This window comes from Rhodococcus sp. BH4 (assembly GCF_002079265.1).
Taxonomy (GTDB): Bacteria; Actinomycetota; Actinomycetes; order Mycobacteriales; family Mycobacteriaceae; genus Rhodococcus_F; species Rhodococcus_F qingshengii.
On sequence record NZ_CP014941.1, the window covers coordinates 5,977,525 to 5,993,644 of the forward strand.

The 16,120-nt window shown below is 60.4% G+C and carries 17 protein-coding genes; 8 read left to right on the top strand and 9 right to left on the bottom strand.

What is annotated here, in order from left to right; genetic code table 11:
* Nucleotides 1-46: 46 nt before the first annotated feature.
* The 4 genes from A0W34_RS27720 to A0W34_RS33250 all read right to left on the bottom strand — a co-directional run bounded on the left by A0W34_RS27720 (nucleotide 47) and on the right by A0W34_RS33250 (nucleotide 3,385).
* Nucleotides 47-745 carry a type 1 glutamine amidotransferase domain-containing protein gene (locus A0W34_RS27720; protein WP_047272333.1) on the bottom strand — a complete coding sequence of 233 codons (699 nt, stop codon included), beginning with the start codon at nucleotides 743-745 and terminating at the stop codon, nucleotides 47-49.
* Between the two features lie 139 nt (nucleotides 746-884).
* Nucleotides 885-2,318: a lipase family protein gene (locus A0W34_RS27725; RefSeq protein ID WP_116057683.1), complete on the bottom strand. Its 1,434-nt coding sequence runs from the start codon at nucleotides 2,316-2,318 to the stop codon at nucleotides 885-887.
* A gap of 145 nt (nucleotides 2,319-2,463) precedes the next feature.
* Nucleotides 2,464-3,156, bottom strand: a complete 693-nt coding sequence (locus A0W34_RS27730) for a TetR/AcrR family transcriptional regulator (protein WP_007735740.1) — start codon at nucleotides 3,154-3,156, stop codon at nucleotides 2,464-2,466.
* A 58-nt stretch (nucleotides 3,157-3,214) separates the two neighbouring features.
* On the bottom strand, nucleotides 3,215-3,385 hold the full coding sequence (locus A0W34_RS33250; RefSeq protein ID WP_007735738.1) for a hypothetical protein: 171 nt from the start codon (nucleotides 3,383-3,385) through the stop codon (nucleotides 3,215-3,217).
* A 154-nt stretch (nucleotides 3,386-3,539) separates the two neighbouring features.
* Between A0W34_RS33250 and A0W34_RS27735 the strand changes: the two genes are divergently transcribed.
* Nucleotides 3,540-3,953: a hypothetical protein gene (locus A0W34_RS27735; RefSeq protein WP_081558618.1), complete on the top strand. Its 414-nt coding sequence runs from the start codon at nucleotides 3,540-3,542 to the stop codon at nucleotides 3,951-3,953.
* A 15-nt stretch (nucleotides 3,954-3,968) separates the two neighbouring features.
* On the opposite strand, the gene A0W34_RS27740 is transcribed toward A0W34_RS27735, so the two are convergent.
* From A0W34_RS27740 to A0W34_RS27750, 3 genes are all read right to left on the bottom strand, one after another.
* The gene (locus A0W34_RS27740) at nucleotides 3,969-5,243 is read right to left on the bottom strand and encodes an RNA polymerase sigma factor (RefSeq protein ID WP_058038423.1); all 1,275 of its coding nucleotides are present in this window, start codon (nucleotides 5,241-5,243) and stop codon (nucleotides 3,969-3,971) included.
* A 3-nt stretch (nucleotides 5,244-5,246) separates the two neighbouring features.
* On the bottom strand, nucleotides 5,247-5,675 hold the full coding sequence (locus A0W34_RS27745) for a YciI family protein (protein ID WP_007735729.1): 429 nt from the start codon (nucleotides 5,673-5,675) through the stop codon (nucleotides 5,247-5,249).
* Between the two features lie 161 nt (nucleotides 5,676-5,836).
* A complete protein-coding gene (locus A0W34_RS27750; protein ID WP_030537406.1) occupies nucleotides 5,837-6,430 on the bottom strand; it encodes a hypothetical protein in 594 nt (197 codons plus the stop codon).
* A gap of 93 nt (nucleotides 6,431-6,523) precedes the next feature.
* Between A0W34_RS27750 and A0W34_RS27755 the strand changes: the two genes are divergently transcribed.
* Nucleotides 6,524-7,495, top strand: a complete 972-nt coding sequence (locus A0W34_RS27755; protein ID WP_007735725.1) for an alpha/beta hydrolase — start codon at nucleotides 6,524-6,526, stop codon at nucleotides 7,493-7,495.
* 9 nt (nucleotides 7,496-7,504) lie between these two features.
* Nucleotides 7,505-8,584: a helix-turn-helix domain-containing protein gene (locus A0W34_RS27760; RefSeq protein WP_232329945.1), complete on the top strand. Its 1,080-nt coding sequence runs from the start codon at nucleotides 7,505-7,507 to the stop codon at nucleotides 8,582-8,584.
* A 22-nt stretch (nucleotides 8,585-8,606) separates the two neighbouring features.
* Here the strand turns inward: A0W34_RS27760 and A0W34_RS27765 are convergent, their stop codons facing one another.
* On the bottom strand, nucleotides 8,607-9,506 hold the full coding sequence (locus tag A0W34_RS27765) for a LysR family transcriptional regulator (protein ID WP_003943243.1): 900 nt from the start codon (nucleotides 9,504-9,506) through the stop codon (nucleotides 8,607-8,609).
* Between the two features lie 140 nt (nucleotides 9,507-9,646).
* Here A0W34_RS27765 and A0W34_RS27770 point away from each other — a divergent pair, with 140 nt between their 5' ends.
* The 5 genes from A0W34_RS27770 (at nucleotide 9,647) to A0W34_RS27790 (ending at nucleotide 15,236) form a co-directional block, all read left to right on the top strand.
* Nucleotides 9,647-11,053, top strand: a complete 1,407-nt coding sequence (locus A0W34_RS27770) for an FAD-binding oxidoreductase (protein ID WP_081558619.1) — start codon at nucleotides 9,647-9,649, stop codon at nucleotides 11,051-11,053.
* Nucleotides 11,054-11,067: 14 nt separating this feature from the next.
* Entirely contained in the window at nucleotides 11,068-11,709 is a 642-nt protein-coding gene (locus tag A0W34_RS27775; RefSeq protein ID WP_081558620.1) for a histidine phosphatase family protein, read from the top strand.
* On the top strand, nucleotides 11,709-12,893 hold the full coding sequence (locus tag A0W34_RS27780; protein WP_081558621.1) for a winged helix DNA-binding domain-containing protein: 1,185 nt from the start codon (nucleotides 11,709-11,711) through the stop codon (nucleotides 12,891-12,893). The genes A0W34_RS27775 and A0W34_RS27780 overlap by 1 nt, the downstream gene beginning before the upstream one ends.
* A gap of 133 nt (nucleotides 12,894-13,026) precedes the next feature.
* Entirely contained in the window at nucleotides 13,027-14,502 is a 1,476-nt protein-coding gene (locus A0W34_RS27785; RefSeq protein ID WP_081558622.1) for an aldehyde dehydrogenase family protein, read from the top strand.
* The gene (locus A0W34_RS27790; protein ID WP_064073397.1) at nucleotides 14,499-15,236 is read left to right on the top strand and encodes an SDR family oxidoreductase; all 738 of its coding nucleotides are present in this window, start codon (nucleotides 14,499-14,501) and stop codon (nucleotides 15,234-15,236) included. The genes A0W34_RS27785 and A0W34_RS27790 overlap by 4 nt, the downstream gene beginning before the upstream one ends.
* An 82-nt stretch (nucleotides 15,237-15,318) precedes the next feature.
* Here the strand turns inward: A0W34_RS27790 and A0W34_RS27795 are convergent, their stop codons facing one another.
* Nucleotides 15,319-15,960, bottom strand: a complete 642-nt coding sequence (locus A0W34_RS27795; protein WP_058038428.1) for a TetR/AcrR family transcriptional regulator — start codon at nucleotides 15,958-15,960, stop codon at nucleotides 15,319-15,321.
* Nucleotides 15,961-16,120 lie beyond the last annotated feature (160 nt).

Consider the following 16,120-nt stretch of genomic DNA (forward strand, 5'->3'; position numbering starts at 1 on the left):
CCAGCGCCGCATCGAGGAGACCTCGATGCGGCGCCAAAAAACATGCTCAGCCCAAGTCGGCGACAATCCGCTCGGCGAGAGGCCGTGACGACGCCGGATTCTGACCGGTGTAGAGCTTGCGGTCCACCACGACATAAGGCGACCACGCCTCAGCCTTCGAGAATTTGCCGCCCAATTCGCGTAGGCGAGTTTCGAGCAGCCACGGAGCCTTGTCCGCCAGACCAGCCTGCGTCTCCTCTTCGTTGGTGAACGCGGTCAGCTGATAGCCGTCGAACAGCCAGCTTCCATCGGGTCTCTGGGCCGGCAGGAGTGCCGCCGGCGCGTGACAGACCGCCGAGACCACCTTGTCCGCGTCCAAGAAGTTCACGAGAAGCTCACCGAAGGATGCCGACACCGCAAGATCCTCCATCGGTCCATGTCCACCCGGTACAAAGACCACGTCGTAATCGGCAGCATCGGCGTTCTCCAAAATCTCCGGCGAATCGAGCACCGGCTGCAGATCGGCGATGTACTTGCGCATACGGTCGGCGCCTTCTTGCCCGCCGTTCACCTCGGGCGCCAGGCTTCCCTCGTCCACAACGGGAGCTTTACCGCCAGGCGTCGCGATCACGATGTCGTAGCCAGCGTCGACGAAAACGCGATGCGCCTCGACCAGTTCTTCCGCCCAGTACCCGGTCGGGTGGGGTGTTCCGTCCTTCAGCGTCCAGTGATCTGCAGAAGTGACCGCAAACAACAGCTTTGTCATCGCGCAACCTTTCGTCGGTAAAAGGAACCCATTGGTGACAAGACACCATCTTCAAGGCCCGATCAATGAAATAACGTCCAGTCAGTGCAACACGCTGCCCTTGTGAGAATTCCTCACCACCGCAGAATCACGTCACCCGTCAGGTCCCGATCGGCTTGCCGAACAGTCCCGCGACGAGTTCACCAACCGCATCCACCCAGACTGGCCAGGTCCTCTGATCAAGCGCCATGGATCCAGCGTCGAAGGTGCTGCATCCCTGCTGAGCAGGCACACCAGCGAACCGATCGCGAAGCCACAGTAGAGCACTCGGCAAAGCGACGACTTCCATGCTGACATGCTCACTGAAGTGGTCTCTGGTGTAAACGACACTCGCAGAAGGATCTTGGCAATAGGTATCGACAAGTTTGTTCACCGGGCCAACAGGCACCAACCAGTCGGGATTCGACTGATAAATGTACATCGGCACGTCAGGAACAGACTTACCCATGGCAGCTCGGGAGAGCGCAGCTCTCACCGTGGGGTGTTGGACGGGATCTCCCGGGACATCGAGGAAGCCCTTGATGTTGAGGAAGGGCACTGCAGCTGACGTCCAGAGCATGCACAGGTTGTCCTTGGCAGCGAAAAGCGCTCGGCCGGCAGGGTTTATGTGCTGATCGATGAAGCCTGCAAGTTCAGGATCTTCTCGGCTCACTCCGATTACACCGGCAGCGACGATCCCGGCCCCTAGAGCGTTGTTGGCATTGTCGAGCAAAGCGCCGAGATCCGCGGCAACACCACCTTCGGCGACTCCGACGATATTCAGTTCCGGCGCGTACGCCTGCCGTATTTCAGCTGCGTGACCGGTAGGAATCGATCCACCCGAGTAGCCGAGCAGCCCTACGCGAGTTGACCGCCCTTGCAGCTCCATGGGTTCGAAGTTCTCAGCAGCACGAATACCGTCGAGCGTGATCCGGGCCGCGACGGGGCCGGAGGCGAAGGAAGAATTGGGTCCCTGATGATCGGGCACCGACAATGCCCAACCCTGCGCCAGTGCCGCCTGCACTTCGAGGAATTGAGCCCCACCGGTCGCAGCGCCCGTCACCAGCCACGGCAACGCGCCTTGCTGCATGACATACGAAGGTGCGCAGTAGTTTCCGAGTGAATCCTCTGCCATCTGAAAGGACAGCAGCGGGCGCGGGCCCCCATCGCGAGTGTCGCCACGCGGCTTGATCACTGTGGTGACAGCAGGAATTGCCTCGCCCGCAGCATTATTGGATCGATACGAGATCTGCCACGCATCCACGTTGGTCGGAATCAGGTTGAGAGTACCGAGATTCACCGCACGAGCGGCGATGATCTCACCCGGTTGCTTGGATTCGACGACCTCGACAGGCGGTTCATAGAAGGCCTGGTCCAGTTCAGGCAAAGGCGGTGCAACCGCAGGCGGCAGGGCAGGCTGGACCTGAATTTGGGCGGGAACACCTTCGTCCGGTGCCGCTGAGGCAGGTGCCGAAAGTCCGATCTGCCCGATTACTGCAATCACGGCAATTGCGAGGCCCCCGCGTTGTCGGTCAGTTGTCCAGCGTCGTCCCATACCAATTCCTCCCCGGAAAAGCACAGATTGCCTTGTGTTGCCGCAGTTCTCATCACGAGCACACAAGTTAGATGCGAGTGTCTAACACATTGAGGACGAGAGTAGAGCGTTGTGGGCCGGATTACAATCCCCTGGTGTTCGTGACCTATTCGTCGGCGTGAAGGGGCGCGTCGTCGATCAACGCATTCAAGAGCACCGTCATCAGATCGACCAGTACCGACACGGGAGGACGAGGCTCCGCAGTGCTCCACTGGTGCACCAGCGCGGTAAGCGCGCCGATGAAGGCGGTGGACGCCCACCGGTAACCACCCGGCGGTTCGTAATCTTCGCCCACGATCCCTTTGATGATCGACTCGAAAAATGTTGCCCAGACCGAACGTTGGTCCACACGATGCTTTTCCACCCGGGGACTGACACCTACGACGTCGATGAAGGCAACGTGTGCGCGTCGTGGGTCACTTCCGACCGACTCGACGAAGGCGGCCATGGCCGTCGCTGCCTTGTCACGGAGATTGACCGAAGGCTCTGCATCGAGTGCGTCGACCATTGCAATTCTGGCGTCGAGTTGAATCTGGTCATACAGCGCGAGGAGTAGATCCTCGCGACTACCGAACTCGTCGTAGAACTGCCTTCTGGCCAGACTCGCGGACGCGCAGATATCCGCCACCGAACTTCCGGCATACCCCTGGTCTGCAAACACGCTGAGAGCAGCATTCAAAAAGAGGGAACGGCGTTCGGCCTTGCGAGCCGCGACCGACCTTCCGCCGTAGTTTCTGTCTGTTTCAGCAATTGCCACGTCTGCCAGAGTATGCGGCATCGCGCCGCACACAAAACGCATCTGACCTGCTGCAAAGTTCCTTCACCACCACTACCGGCGCACCGGCACTGCAGCACGATCAGGCCAATACGAAGGCCACGGCAAAAAGTGTCCAGGCGGCAGCGAGAACCGTTGACGCCGCAGTAACTGCCCCGGTCACGGCAGGTCGAGTGCTGCGGTTGCGCGCGGCGATGATCCCGACCGTCATCAAAGTCAACGCCACCAGGAACGACAAAACCACGATTTTCACCAGCAACCCCTTCGACGACGGTCAACAGAACCGGAGACCATTTAGATAGTACACAAATAAATCGTGCATTAATTAAACTCGAAGTCCGTCAGGGGACTCTTGACAGAATTCAACAGCGCCTGTCAGGCTAGTCCTGACGAAAGGAGAACTTCTCATGGAAGACCTGATCGAACGCGCCCTGACTGCGAAGATCGAGACCGCCGCGATCACCACGGTCAACGCCGCGATCACCGAGGCCGGCACTCAGGCAGACAAGATTGTCGGAACAGATCCTTTACCTGGCAGCCCTGAGTGGGCGGCAGAACAGGACACCGACATCCCGGCGCAGCGTCAGATGGCGTGGCAGTTGGCCTGTTTCCGGATTCAGCTCGCCGCGGGTATCGATTCGACGGCAAGCGTCATGAGCCTGCGTAGATTCGGCGCAACATGGTCAACCATCGGCCGCGCAGCGGGAATTACCCGTCAGTCCGCGCATGAACGGTGGGGTCGACGTGTATCGGACATGCTCGATCCCTACGGAGTCGGGATGCCGCCCATGGTGCCGAATGATGATCCGACTCAGCCCTGACTAACAATCGCGTGACTACCGATCCGGCAGCAGCGCATCGGCTTTCGCGACCAGCACAGCGCGCTCACGCTCGTTCCCGGCCAGCCGAGCCGCTTCGAGGAGTTCGGTTCTAGCCTCCTCGGATCGGCCGAGCTGACTGAGCAACTCCCCCCGAACGCTGGGAAGCAGGTGGTAGTCGGCCAGTTCACCTGAAGCGACAAGCTTGTCGACGAATTCGAGCGCAGGGCCAGGACCGTATGCCATGGATACCGCCGCCGCATGATTGAGGTCGACCACAGGCGATGGCGTCAGTTGCGCCAGAGCCTCGTAGAGGATGACTATCTTCTTCCAATCAGTGTCTTCGAAAGTTGCTGCTCGCGCATGACATTCGGCAATCGCCGCCTGCAGGCCGTACGGGCCTCGTCCACGCCCGACGGCGTCAGCTCGTTCCAGCGCGGCAAGCCCACGCGAGATCTGTAGGCGATCCCACCTCGTCCGATCCTGGTCAGCCAGCAGGATGGGTTCACCGGTCGAGGTTGTCCGAGCGCCGAATCTCGAGGCTGTCAGCTCCATCAAAGCGACAAGGCCGTGTACCTCGGACTCCCTGGGGACCAATTCGGCGAGTATTCGCGCGAGCCGCAGAGCCTCAGCACTGAGCTCCGCCCGCATCCACTCGTCCCCGGAACTGGCTGCATAGCCTTCGTTGAACACCAGGTACAGCACTCCGAGGACCGCGCTCAATCTGCTCGAAAACTCTTCTCGCCCTGGAACTTCGAAAACCGCTTTCGAGGCGGTCAGCGCCTTCTTCGCGCGGACTATCCGCTGCTGCACCGTCGCCGTCGGTGTGAGGAACGCTTTCGCAATCTCTTCCGTGGTCAAACCGCCCACCACCCGAAGCGTCAACGCCACCTGCGCTTTTCGATTCAACACGGGATGGCAGGCGATGAACATCAGGCGAAGGACATCGTCGTCGATGCGGTCCGGATCCCAGCTGACGTCGTCGAAATGTGAAGCGTCGTTCTCGAGTTCACGCGCAAAGTGGGCGTAGCGCTCGTCCAACCTCTCACGTCGTCGCCACCCGTCGATCGCTCGTCGTGTCGCCACAGATGTCAGCCAGGCAGCGGGGTTTCTCGGAACCCCCGTCGCGGGCCACTGCTCGACGGCTTCGAGCAGAGCCTGCGCGGCCAGATCCTCGGCGAGATCAAGATCTCCGACGGTGCGAGTCAACGTGGCGACAATCTTCGCGGATTCGATACGCCAGACCGCGTCGACAGCCTTTCTCGTTTCTTCTCGCACCGCCTCGTCGGTCATGGTTCAGCCTGCGACCGGACGATCGGTACCGAGCTCTTCACGCCAGCCGGCCTCTTTCTGGATGTACTCGTTGTCCTGATCGAAGTCCGACATCTCGCTCACGCGGCGTACCTCGAGCTTGCTTCCCGGCCCGAGCGGGCAGCGCTTCGCCCATTCCAAGGCTTCGTCTTTGGTCGACGTCTGAATGATCCAGAATCCCGAGAACAACTCCTTCGTCTCCCCGTACGGGCCGTCGGAGACCAGCGGAGGATCGGACTCGAAATCGACGATGAATCCCTCCTCCATCGCCAGTCCCTCACCGGCCAGCAAGACACCTGCCTTGATCAGGGACTCGTTGTACTGCCCCATCGCGGCGATGATCTCGTCGAAGTCCATGTCTTTGGATGCTTCGATGGCCTCATCGGTGGAACGCATGATCAGCATGTACTTCATGAGAATCTCCTTCGTTCGTGGACCGCTCTGTTCGGTCCCTCTGCTTACACGTCGAACGGCGCACTCACCGATCGACAAACTTCCGCAACAATTTTTCCGAGTACATAACCGCCGGTCGCGATACGCTGCCCACGGTATCGGCGGACGGGCCGTCGGGCCGGTCAGAAGTCGAGAAATCCCGGTACAACTTCGCGAACGAGCCCGGTCGCGTCAGAGCTCCCGTAGAAATACACCGACCCGTAACCGAATAGGTACTCCTCTACGAAATCGGGGTGGGACTCGGCAACCACCGGCCACCCCTCTTCGTTGATCTGGAACAGGAAGCTGTGTCCATCCGCCTCAACGGCATCGGCGTAGGACGGTTCGTTCTGAATGAGCACCGGTTGCGGAGCTATCAACACCAACGGCATCACCTCGTCGTCCGATGGAATCCTGATCAACGCCGCGCTGCCAAGGCCCGCATGGCTGCCCGCCGATTCCGCACTTCGTGACGACGGCAAGTGCAGGACTGCCCTAACCCCGATGTCCGGGTATTCGAGGTCGTCGTCGCCGATGGAGAAACCTCGACGGATGAAGATCGAAAGCTCTCGCACGCCGAGCCACGGCGCCGTGTGTGCCTCGAGCGTCAGAAGGTACTCGTGCGACCGCAGAATCGCCTGACCAGCGAAAACCTGCGGAGGTCGTCCACCAATCCGTGCCCCACTATTCGAATCGCTCGAACCCACCCCGAGATGTACCCTGTCCACCGGCGTCATCCTAGGGAGATCCGACGGGTGTCGGAGGGAGACTCTCCGATTTCCTACAAGCCGCTGGTGACGTAGGACACAATCAGGCTCGATGATGGGTGCATGACAACATTCCCGACTCTCGACCCCGAACTCGCCGCGGCACTCACCATGCTCCCGAAGGTGGACTTCGCTGACCTCCCCAACGCACGGGCCACCTACGACGCTCTGGTCGGCACCATGTTGGCCGACCTGTCATTCGACGGAGTCTCGCTTCGTGAACTGTCGGCACCCGGCCTGGACGGCGATCCGGAGGTCACGATTCGTTTCTTCACCCCGGACAACACTGCCGGCCCTGTCCCCGTTCTGCTCTGGATCCATGGCGGCGGATTCGCAATCGGCACCGCAGAATCCAGCGATCCATTTTGCGTCGAGGTGGCGCGGGAACTCGGATTCGCCGTTGCGAACGTGGAGTACCGCCTCGCCCCCGAAACCCCCTTCCCCGGCCCCGTCGACGACTGCTACGCCGCACTCCTCTACATCCACGCCCATGCCGAGGAGCTGGGGGTCGATCCACGCCGCATCGCAGTGGGAGGGCAGAGCGCAGGCGGTGGACTGGCCGCAGGCACTGTCCTCAAAGCCCGTGACGAGGGCGTTGTGCCCGTGGCCTTCCAATTCCTCGAAATCCCTGAACTCGACGACCGCCTGGCGACGGTCTCGATGACGAACTTCGTCGACACCCCCTTGTGGCACCGCCCTAACGCCATCCTGTCGTGGAAGTACTATCTCGGCGAGTCGTATTCCGGTCCCGAAGATCCTGACGTGTCCATTTACGCTGCGCCGTCCCGGGCTACCGACCTCACCGGCCTGCCGCCGACCTACCTGTCCACCATGGAACTCGACCCGCTCCGCGACGAAGGAATCGAATACGCCCTTCGGCTGCTGCAAGCGGGAGTCAGCGTCGAATTGCACTCCTTCCCCGGAACCTTTCACGGGTCGGCACTGGTCGCGACCGCCGCGGTCAGCGAAAGAGGTGCCGCCGAAGCCCTCACTGCGCTCAGGAGAGGGTTGCGTTCGCTCTCGCCGGTCTCGTAGCGTTGCGAGATGCAGGGACTGATGTACCGGCTTGCCGAGCTCGATGCAGACTCGGCAGGCCTGGTACGTGTCATCGATTACTTCGACGCCCTCGTGCGGCACGGCTCCGACACCGCGTCTTTGCTTCGTGCGAGCGCGCAGTTGGCGGACTGCGTCGTGGGTATCGAGATCGTCGAGCGCGGCAGAAGCAAGAAGAATTTGCGCCGTTGCGATCCGCGCGGCCGCTGGTCACCCGATCCTCAGCTCCCACCGAGCATGACCAGAAACATTGCCGTAGACGACGAGGTTCTCGGAACGGTATGGATCGAACGACCCGGGGCCAGCTTGCCACTCGACGAAATGCTCGTCGACCGGATGGCCCTGACCGCAGCGATAATTCTGCAACCGCGACGCCTGCCTACCGAAGCCGAGCACACTCGAAATCTGTTGTTCCCGATGGATGAACTCGCGGTGCTCACCTCCTGCGCCGGTCTCGGTATCGAACCCCATACCCCAGTCCGTGTAATGGCAACCAAGGCAGTCTCAGGCACGGCCGAAGGTGCTGCACACCTTGTCATTTCGCCAGATTACAAACCTGGCAAAGCCACTGGGATAGACGCTGACGGCGAGTATCTGAATCTCGTGACGGGTTCGTTCGCGGCGACACCCGAGCTGTCCGAGGCCGCGCTGTCGTCATTCATTCGCGCCGGAATATCTTTGACTGCTCCCGCTTCCGAAGTGAGCACAATACTGAGCACTGCACGATTCGCTCGCGCACAGGCGTCGGCAACAACACCGATCGTGAACGCCGACGATCTCGGCGCCCTCAACCTCTTGGCGCCGGGACCACACATCGATCACTCGCGAATACCGGATCTGGTTCGTGCCGAAGAGATCGGCGACACCAAACAGGGGTTAGAACTACTCGAAACCTTGAGGTCATACCTGCAGTCCGGAACCTTGAGGGCCGCAGCAGATTCCATGCATCTTCACCACAGCAGCGTCGCGCACCGATTGGCGAAACTGTCCCAGCACGTCGGATTCCACGTCGATTCCATCGAGAACCGAGCACGCGCAACGGCCATGATGCTGGTCCTCGATGGCGGATAGGACCCACCGCGCATCACAGGTACTACGCAGTGGTTGAAGATCTTTCGCGTTCAGCGAGCGCAACAAACGGCGCAAGCGCCGGATTCGGATTATCCGGCCGGTAGGTCACTGCCACGTCGAGAGTTGGTTGCTCACCGGCGATCTCACATAGATGGACACCCGGGATGCGGAGCATCCGCGCTCTGCCCTGGGGGATCGGCGCAATACCCACCCCGTCCGAGACGGCATGCAGCACCTGCTCGTCGTCGGCCTCGAATCGAACGATGCTGGGCGCACCGTTTGGCCAAAGTTGTTCGAGCGTACGCAAATACATCCCCGGGGCGTTGGCCTCCGGCCAGAACACAACGGGGACGTCCACCAGATCTCCGAGTTCGAGCGTCGCTCGATCTCCGAACGGATGATCCACGGGAACAGCGACCAGGATAGGTTCGGTATCGAGGACGATCAGGGGAAGTTCTCGATCGTCTTCATCGAGCGGCGGGCGAACAACCGCGATGTCGACGGCTCCGGTTCGGACGAGGTCGACAGTCTGCGCCGAAGTGCCACGATGAACGACAACTTCGACGCCCGGGTAGAGCCTTCGATAGGTGCTGACCAGATCCGCGACTGCGCCGCCCGCCCACGAACGGGTGTACGCGATGCGCAGTTCTCCGTCCACACCGCGCGCGGCCAACCGAATTCGTTCGACAGCCCGGTCCGCACACCCGATCAAAAAGCGCGCCTCTCGTACCGCCACCTTGCCGGCTTCCGTGAAGGTGAACTGCGGACCCCGACGATCCACCAGCGGAACTCCGAGTTCGCGCTCGAGAACCTTGATCTGTTGACTGAGGGCCGATTGCGCGACGTGGACGTTCGCAGCGGCTCGAGTGAAGCTCCCATGATCCGACAGAGCGATCAGATAACGGGCACGCTGCAGGTTCATACGGCGATTATAAGAAAAACAGATGGTGGTGTCACTACTTGGTCTTGGACACGGCATCACCTGAGGTCGGAGGATCGAGTTCACGTTGATCCACCGTCTGTCTCCCGAAAATTGTCACCCGAACGATCACAAGGTTGCACATGAATCCCCGAGCACTCACTGAACCTGCAACAGACGCGAGGCTTCTCGACGCCCTCGCAGAGATCGTCGGCCACACGCATGTCCTTACCGATCCCGAACTAATCGAGGGCTACACACGTGACTGGACGGGACGTTGGATCGGCGACGCGATCGCGGTCATCCGCCCCGGCAACACCTCGGAAGTGTCTGCGGTTCTTCGAGCATGCTTCGACGCGGGGGTTCCCGTCACACCGCAAGGCGGCAACACCGGACTGGTCGGTGGTGGAATCGCCTCGACTGGGTCCGTGGTGCTGAGTACCAGACGTCTGGAAACGATCGAAGCCGTCGACCCCATCGGTCGGACAATCGCAGCCGGCGCCGGCGTGACCGTTGCTCGCGCCGACCTGGCCGCATCGGCACACGGTCTCCGCTTCGGAATCGATTTGGCATCAAAGGAATCCGCAACACTCGGCGGCATCGTCGCAACCAACGCCGGTGGGACGCGCATGGTCCGATACGGAAATACACGCGCACAGATACTCGGTATCGAAGCCGTGCTCGCGGACGGTTCGGTACTGAGTAGATGGACTCCACTCGTCAAAGACAATGTCGGATACGATATTCCAGGACTTCTTGCCGGCAGCGAGGGAACGCTCGCAGTCATCACCAAGGTCCTGATGAAGCTGGTCACCCCGGCGACCGACACCCAGGTCGTACTCGCGGGTGTACGCGACGTCGATCAAGCGCTTCATTTGTGTAATCGCGTGCGTCAGAGCGGATTGACCGTCGAAGCCGCCGAGATCATGACCGACGACGGCATCTCCCTCGTCTGCGCACACACCGATGCCCGTCGCCCGTTCGGCACCCCTTCACCGATGTACACACTCATCGAGGTGTCATCACCGCGCGAAACGGAAGAGTCGCTCCTCGAAGTACTCTCCGACTCTGCCGACCTCATCGAGGACGCGACGGTCGAGCCTGGGCCGGCTCGAAAACTGTGGACTCTGCGGGAAAGCCATACCGAAAGCATCAGCGCGTCGTCGACGACGCCGGTAGTCAAGCTCGACATCTCCGTCCCCTTGTCCGTGATGGGAATGTTCATCGACAACCTCCGAGAAAGCCTGGCACAACGATTCCCCCTCGTGCGGCCAATCCTGTTCGGGCACTTCGCCGACGGAAACATTCATGTGAACCTTCTGGATGCCGAGCCGAGGGTCGCACACGAACTGACCGATACGGTGTTCCGACTCGTCGCCGCCCACCATGGAAGCATCAGCGCCGAGCACGGGATAGGCCGCGCGAAGTCGCCGTGGATATCGCTGGGGCGCACTGAAACCGACATCGCCGCAATGCAGTTGATCAAATCGTCCTGGGATCCCCGTGGAATCCTCAATCCTGGAATACTGTTGCCGGAAAAAGTCGGGTAAGCAAAAGGGGTCTCATGCAGGATCTTTACGTCGTCACTCATCCTCATGCCGAACACACAGCGCAGGACGTAGTCGGCGGTTGGCACAATTCGGTTCTCACCCCCGCTGGTCGGCGCGATGCAGGTTTGATCGCCGAAGCACTGAAACGACGACGCACCGGAACTTCGCGCGCGGTCCGCATCACCTCGTCCGACCTCGAACGGTGCACCGAGACATCCACGATCATCGCCCGGACACTCGATGCTCCGGCGACAACAGACACTCGATTGCGCGAAATCAGCTTCGGCGAAGCCGAAGGACGCCCGAACTCGTGGCTGGCCCAGCGGCAGGTCCCGGCCCCTGACAACAACCGCCTCGATCACCGTGGCCCCGTTGCCGGTGCCGAGACCCGCCGCGACATCGCAGCAAGGGTTCACGAATGCATGCGCGAACTGATGGACGATCTCGATCACGATCACATCGTCGTAACCCACGGCTTTGCACACACATTCGTCGTCTCCGCCTGGCTACAGATTCCCGTCCACGCCGCAGGATTTGCGACCTTCGCGACCACCCCGGGCGCAATCACACATCTCCGACACGACGACTACTGGCGCAACCGAACCCTCGTGCAACTAGCTGATACGACGCACCTGGACTGTGGCACGATGGCCTGATGCGCCATGTCTCCGACGACGAACGCCGTGCTCGCATAGGAGTACGTCATGCGCTGGAGCCAATGTTTCACGTCGATTCGCCGGAAGCTGCCACGCGGGCGATGACGGTACTGCACGCCACCGAGTCAGCGACGGTCTATCTGTCTTGCTGGGCGAGGGTTCGGTCCGTGGACGCCGCCGACGTCGACCGCGCCCTGTACGACCAACGCAGTCTCGTGAAGCAATTGGCAATGCGCCGCACACTCTTCACCTTTCCCCGCGACTTGCTGCCGGCCGCGTGGTCGAGTGCGTCCGCCCGCGTCGCGAACACCGAGCGGGCACGAATGGCCAAGGATGTCGTCAAGGCCGGACTCGCCGTCGACGGCAACGACTGGCTCGATCGCGCACGGACGGAAGTGCTGAAGTTGCTCACCGATAGGCCTGAAGGGCTTTCAGCGGTAGAGATTCGTCAGGCCGTGCCGATGACAGACGTCAAGGTCGAAGGTTCGGCAGGTGGAATCTGGTCGGCACCCAGGGTTCTCACGCATCTCGGGGCGACCGCAGACATCATGCGCGGCACCAACACCGCCCGCTTCCCCGTCTCACGCCCACTGTGGACTCTCACTCGACACTGGCTCGACGACGCCCCCGTCGATCTCGAATCTGCAGACGGCTATCGAGAAATAGTCCGCCGTTGGCTCTACACCTTCGGACCGGGCACGGAAGACGACATCGTCTGGTGGCTGGGCTCGACGAAGACGGTCGTCCGGGCCGCCCTCGCCGAACTCGACGCCGTTGCAGTCTCACTCGACGGAGGCGACACCGGCTGGTTGCTACCGGATGACGTCGCCACGGTGCCTGATCCAGGTCCTTGGGTGGCACTCCTACCGGTGCTCGACCCGACGATCATGGGGTGGAAGAACCGTGACTTCTACCTCGGCCCGCACCGCAACCAACTCTTCGACACCCGCGGTAATGCCGGCACCACCGCGTGGGTCGACGGTCGCGTCGTGGGGTGCTGGATCCAAGACGAAACCGGTGTGGTACACGTCCGATTGCTCGAGACCGTGTCAGCGTCTGCGCGACGTTCTCTCGATGCCGAGGCCGCGCGCCTCACCGAGTGGCTGGGCGGCGTCAGAATCGGCACGGGGTACGTCTCACGGGCTATGAAGCAGGCGGCTGAAATTGCTGGAGCCACGCCTTGACTATGTGACCAGAACACTGTTCTAGCTGGTCTTTCTGCTAACGCCATCCATACGCGGCAAGGCAACCATCGACAAGTGTACGAAACGTACAGTACACTTCGAACTTCACCGATTGACCGATCTAGGAGGATCCATGGAAGGTCAAGCAGTTCGTGAATACGGTGCGTACATCGATGGAGCGTTCCGAGCCATCGGCACATCCACCTTCGAGGCGCGTGACGCCGCTTCCGGCGCTCTACTCGCCACACTGTCCCGATGCGGGGCAGAAGAAATCAATGATGCGGTCGAAGCCGCCAGGCGGGCATTTCCTGCATGGGCGAACCTGACCACTGAAGAACGATCCGCAAAAATCTTGCAGTTTGCCGCGCTCGTGGAGGATCGAACCGAAGAGCTTGCCCAACTCGAGTGCAGGGATACCGGGCGGCATATCAGGGAGATGCGAGAGGACTATCGAGCCGCCGTCTCACACCTGCGATACTTTGCGTCAATCTCGTTGGCCCACCATGGCTTCGGCCGCGAGTTGGCATCGGGATACCTGGTCGCGAAGCGAGTGCCATTGGGCGTATGTGGACAGATCATTCCCTGGAATGATCCCGTGGTGATGACGGCATTCAAGATCGCGCCGGCTCTCGCAGCCGGAAACACCGTCGTACTCAAACCTGATGAAAATGCCTGTGTTTCAGTCATGGAGCTGGCCAGGATCGCCGCCGACGTGTTTCCCGCAGGCGTTTTCAATGTTGTCCCTGGTCTTGGCGAGGAAGCCGGCGCAGCCTTGATAGACCATCCGAAGGTCAGCAAACTCGCTTTCACCGGAAGCACCGAAGTCGGCCGACTCGTGGCACACGCCGCAGCATCCCGGCTGATCTCGACCACTCTCGAACTCGGCGGAAAGAGTCCCAGCATCGTGTTTCCTGATATCGAGGACATCGATGCAGTGGTCGCCGATGCCACCGCGGGTGTCCTCATGTGCAACGGCCAATCCTGCCTGGCCGGAACACGTCTCTTCATCCACGAGGATATCTATGACGCCTTCGTGGAAAAACTCGTCGCAGGATTCCGATCATTGCGAGTCGGGCCACCACTCGAGGAGGACACCGAACTGAGTGGATTGATCCACAAGGAACATGCCGATCGTGTGATCTCGATGATCAATTCCGGAATCGAAGAAGGCGCACAAGTACTTACCGGCGGCAACCGAACGGTCGTGCCGGGATTCGAAGCCGGAAACTTCGTCGAACCGACAATTCTGGAGGTCACGAACTCGATGCGAATTGCGCAGGACGAAATCTTCGGGCCTGTTTTGTGCGTCCTCAAGTGGAACAATAACGAGCAAGTGATCACAGAAGCCAACGACACTCCATACGGACTCGCTGCTGGGATCTATACCTCAAACCTGAAGAACGCCATGGAAACCGCGGACCGTCTCGATGCGGGCTGCGTCTGGATCAATCAGTACTTCAATCTGGGAGGCGGCGTCCCCTTCGGCGGATTCAAGGAAAGCGGTCTCGGGCGAGAGTTCTGCCTCGAGACGCTCAACGAATACACCCAACTCAAATCCATCACTGTCGCCACGTCGACGCCCACGACAAACCAAGGAAACACACATTGAATATCTCGGGAAATACCATCTTCATTGCCGGCGGAACCTCCGGTATCGGGCTCGCACTTGCAGTGGCATTGCAGAACGAGGGGAACAAGGTAATCATCGGTGGACGGCGATCCACTCTGCTGCAAGAGATCTCGAGCAAGCATCCGAAGATAAGTACCGTCGTCATCGACGTAGACGACCCGAAATCCATTCGAACGGCGTATGAATCCGTAACGGAGGACTTTCCCGATCTGAACGTCCTTGTGACGATGTCGGGAATCATGTACCCGGAGGACCTGAAGAACCCGGACTTCCTCGACGTCGCCGAACGAACGATCACGACGAACCTACTCGGCACTATTCGACTGGTCGGCCAGTTCATTCCGCATCTGTTGACGAAGCCGACCGCCACCATCGCCACTGTGTCATCCGCCGTCGGCTTCGTCCCACTTCCCATCACGCCCACGTACAACGCCACGAAAGCTGCCGTTCATCTCTTCACCGAGAGCATGCGCGTTCAACTCGCCGATACTTCGATCCAGTGCATCGAACTCATCCCACCGGGCGTCCGCACCACACTGATGAACCAGGAGAACTCGGAATCGGCTCTACCCCTTGATGATTACATCGAAGAAACCATTGCTCTACTGAAAGCTGACGACAACGCCACAGAGATTGTGGTCGAAGCGGCCAAGCCACTTCGTCATGCCGAGATCAACGGTGAGTACCAGAACGTGCTGAAAATGCTCAGCTGACAGTGCCGAGTTGACACACATCGCGCAACGCTGGAGAGGGCAGTACCCTCTCCAGCGCAAAGGATTTCAGCGAATATCCCGTTTAGACACCGTTCCGGAGTCCACGAACTGCATGATCGATGATCGAGCGCACCGTGTTGTCGTCGATACTCGCGTGCCCCACCAACATCCGGTAGATCAAGGGACCGAAGAAGAGATCGATCGCTTCCTCGATCTCGATGTCGTCGCGGAAGTATCCGGACTCAACACATCGTCGAATCAGTTCGGCAAAGCCGCGACGACGTTCGTCGAGGAAGAAGGTACGGAAGTATGCAGCCGTCGTCGGGTCGTTGGCACACGCGCCGACAAGTTCGGCAAAGATCGACCCGAGTGGACCTCGGTAGAACCTTCCGATGTCCTCGAGGTAATCGTTCAAATCGTCTTGCGCACTGTCGGTCTCCGGAAACGTCAAGTGCCGGGCCATGAGCACACCGAACGCTTCAGCGGCGATCGCCTGCCGCGACGGCCAGTGCCGATACAGCGTTACTTTGCTGACGCCCGATTGCTCGGAGATCGCATCGATGGTCGCCGCCTTCATTCCCCCGGATTTCAGAAGCGCTTCCGCTGACCGAAGGGCCTTCTCGTGGGCCGCCTCGCTACGTGCACCGCTCGGAGGAGTGAGCAGTCCAGCCTGGGCGCCGGCCGAGTCTCGAAACACGCCGTCATCGGGAGCGCGCTTACCCATGTCCACTCCTTCGTCCTTCAAGACCTTGCAGCACAGAACATTTCCCGGAATCGGACGACCCGGAACAGCCCAAGGCAGCAGCTCGTCGCGACAGCTACTAGTCGTATCGTACACATGGCATCCTGAGCAGAATTATCAAGGCCGCTTCAAAGATCTCAAT

Bases quoted from the DNA above. Each gene is read 5' to 3' on its own strand.
- A0W34_RS27770 (WP_081558619.1), top strand. From the start codon at position 9,647: ATGAATCCCCGAGCACTCACTGAACCTGCAACAGACGCGAGGCTTCTC.
- A0W34_RS27725 (WP_116057683.1), bottom strand. From the start codon at position 2,318: ATGGGACGACGCTGGACAACTGACCGACAACGCGGGGGCCTCGCAATT.
- A0W34_RS27785 (WP_081558622.1), top strand. From the start codon at position 13,027: ATGGAAGGTCAAGCAGTTCGTGAATACGGTGCGTACATCGATGGAGCG.
- A0W34_RS27735 (WP_081558618.1), top strand. From the start codon at position 3,540: ATGGAAGACCTGATCGAACGCGCCCTGACTGCGAAGATCGAGACCGCC.
- A0W34_RS27760 (WP_232329945.1), top strand. From the start codon at position 7,505: ATGCAGGGACTGATGTACCGGCTTGCCGAGCTCGATGCAGACTCGGCA.
- A0W34_RS27795 (WP_058038428.1), bottom strand. From the start codon at position 15,960: ATGGGTAAGCGCGCTCCCGATGACGGCGTGTTTCGAGACTCGGCCGGC.
- A0W34_RS27780 (WP_081558621.1), top strand. From the start codon at position 11,709: ATGCGCCATGTCTCCGACGACGAACGCCGTGCTCGCATAGGAGTACGT.
- A0W34_RS27750 (WP_030537406.1), bottom strand. From the start codon at position 6,430: ATGACGCCGGTGGACAGGGTACATCTCGGGGTGGGTTCGAGCGATTCG.
- A0W34_RS27745 (WP_007735729.1), bottom strand. From the start codon at position 5,675: ATGAAGTACATGCTGATCATGCGTTCCACCGATGAGGCCATCGAAGCA.
- A0W34_RS27720 (WP_047272333.1), bottom strand. From the start codon at position 745: ATGACAAAGCTGTTGTTTGCGGTCACTTCTGCAGATCACTGGACGCTG.
- A0W34_RS27740 (WP_058038423.1), bottom strand. From the start codon at position 5,243: ATGACCGACGAGGCGGTGCGAGAAGAAACGAGAAAGGCTGTCGACGCG.
- A0W34_RS27730 (WP_007735740.1), bottom strand. From the start codon at position 3,156: ATGCGTTTTGTGTGCGGCGCGATGCCGCATACTCTGGCAGACGTGGCA.
- A0W34_RS27775 (WP_081558620.1), top strand. From the start codon at position 11,068: ATGCAGGATCTTTACGTCGTCACTCATCCTCATGCCGAACACACAGCG.
- A0W34_RS27765 (WP_003943243.1), bottom strand. From the start codon at position 9,506: ATGAACCTGCAGCGTGCCCGTTATCTGATCGCTCTGTCGGATCATGGG.
- A0W34_RS27755 (WP_007735725.1), top strand. From the start codon at position 6,524: ATGACAACATTCCCGACTCTCGACCCCGAACTCGCCGCGGCACTCACC.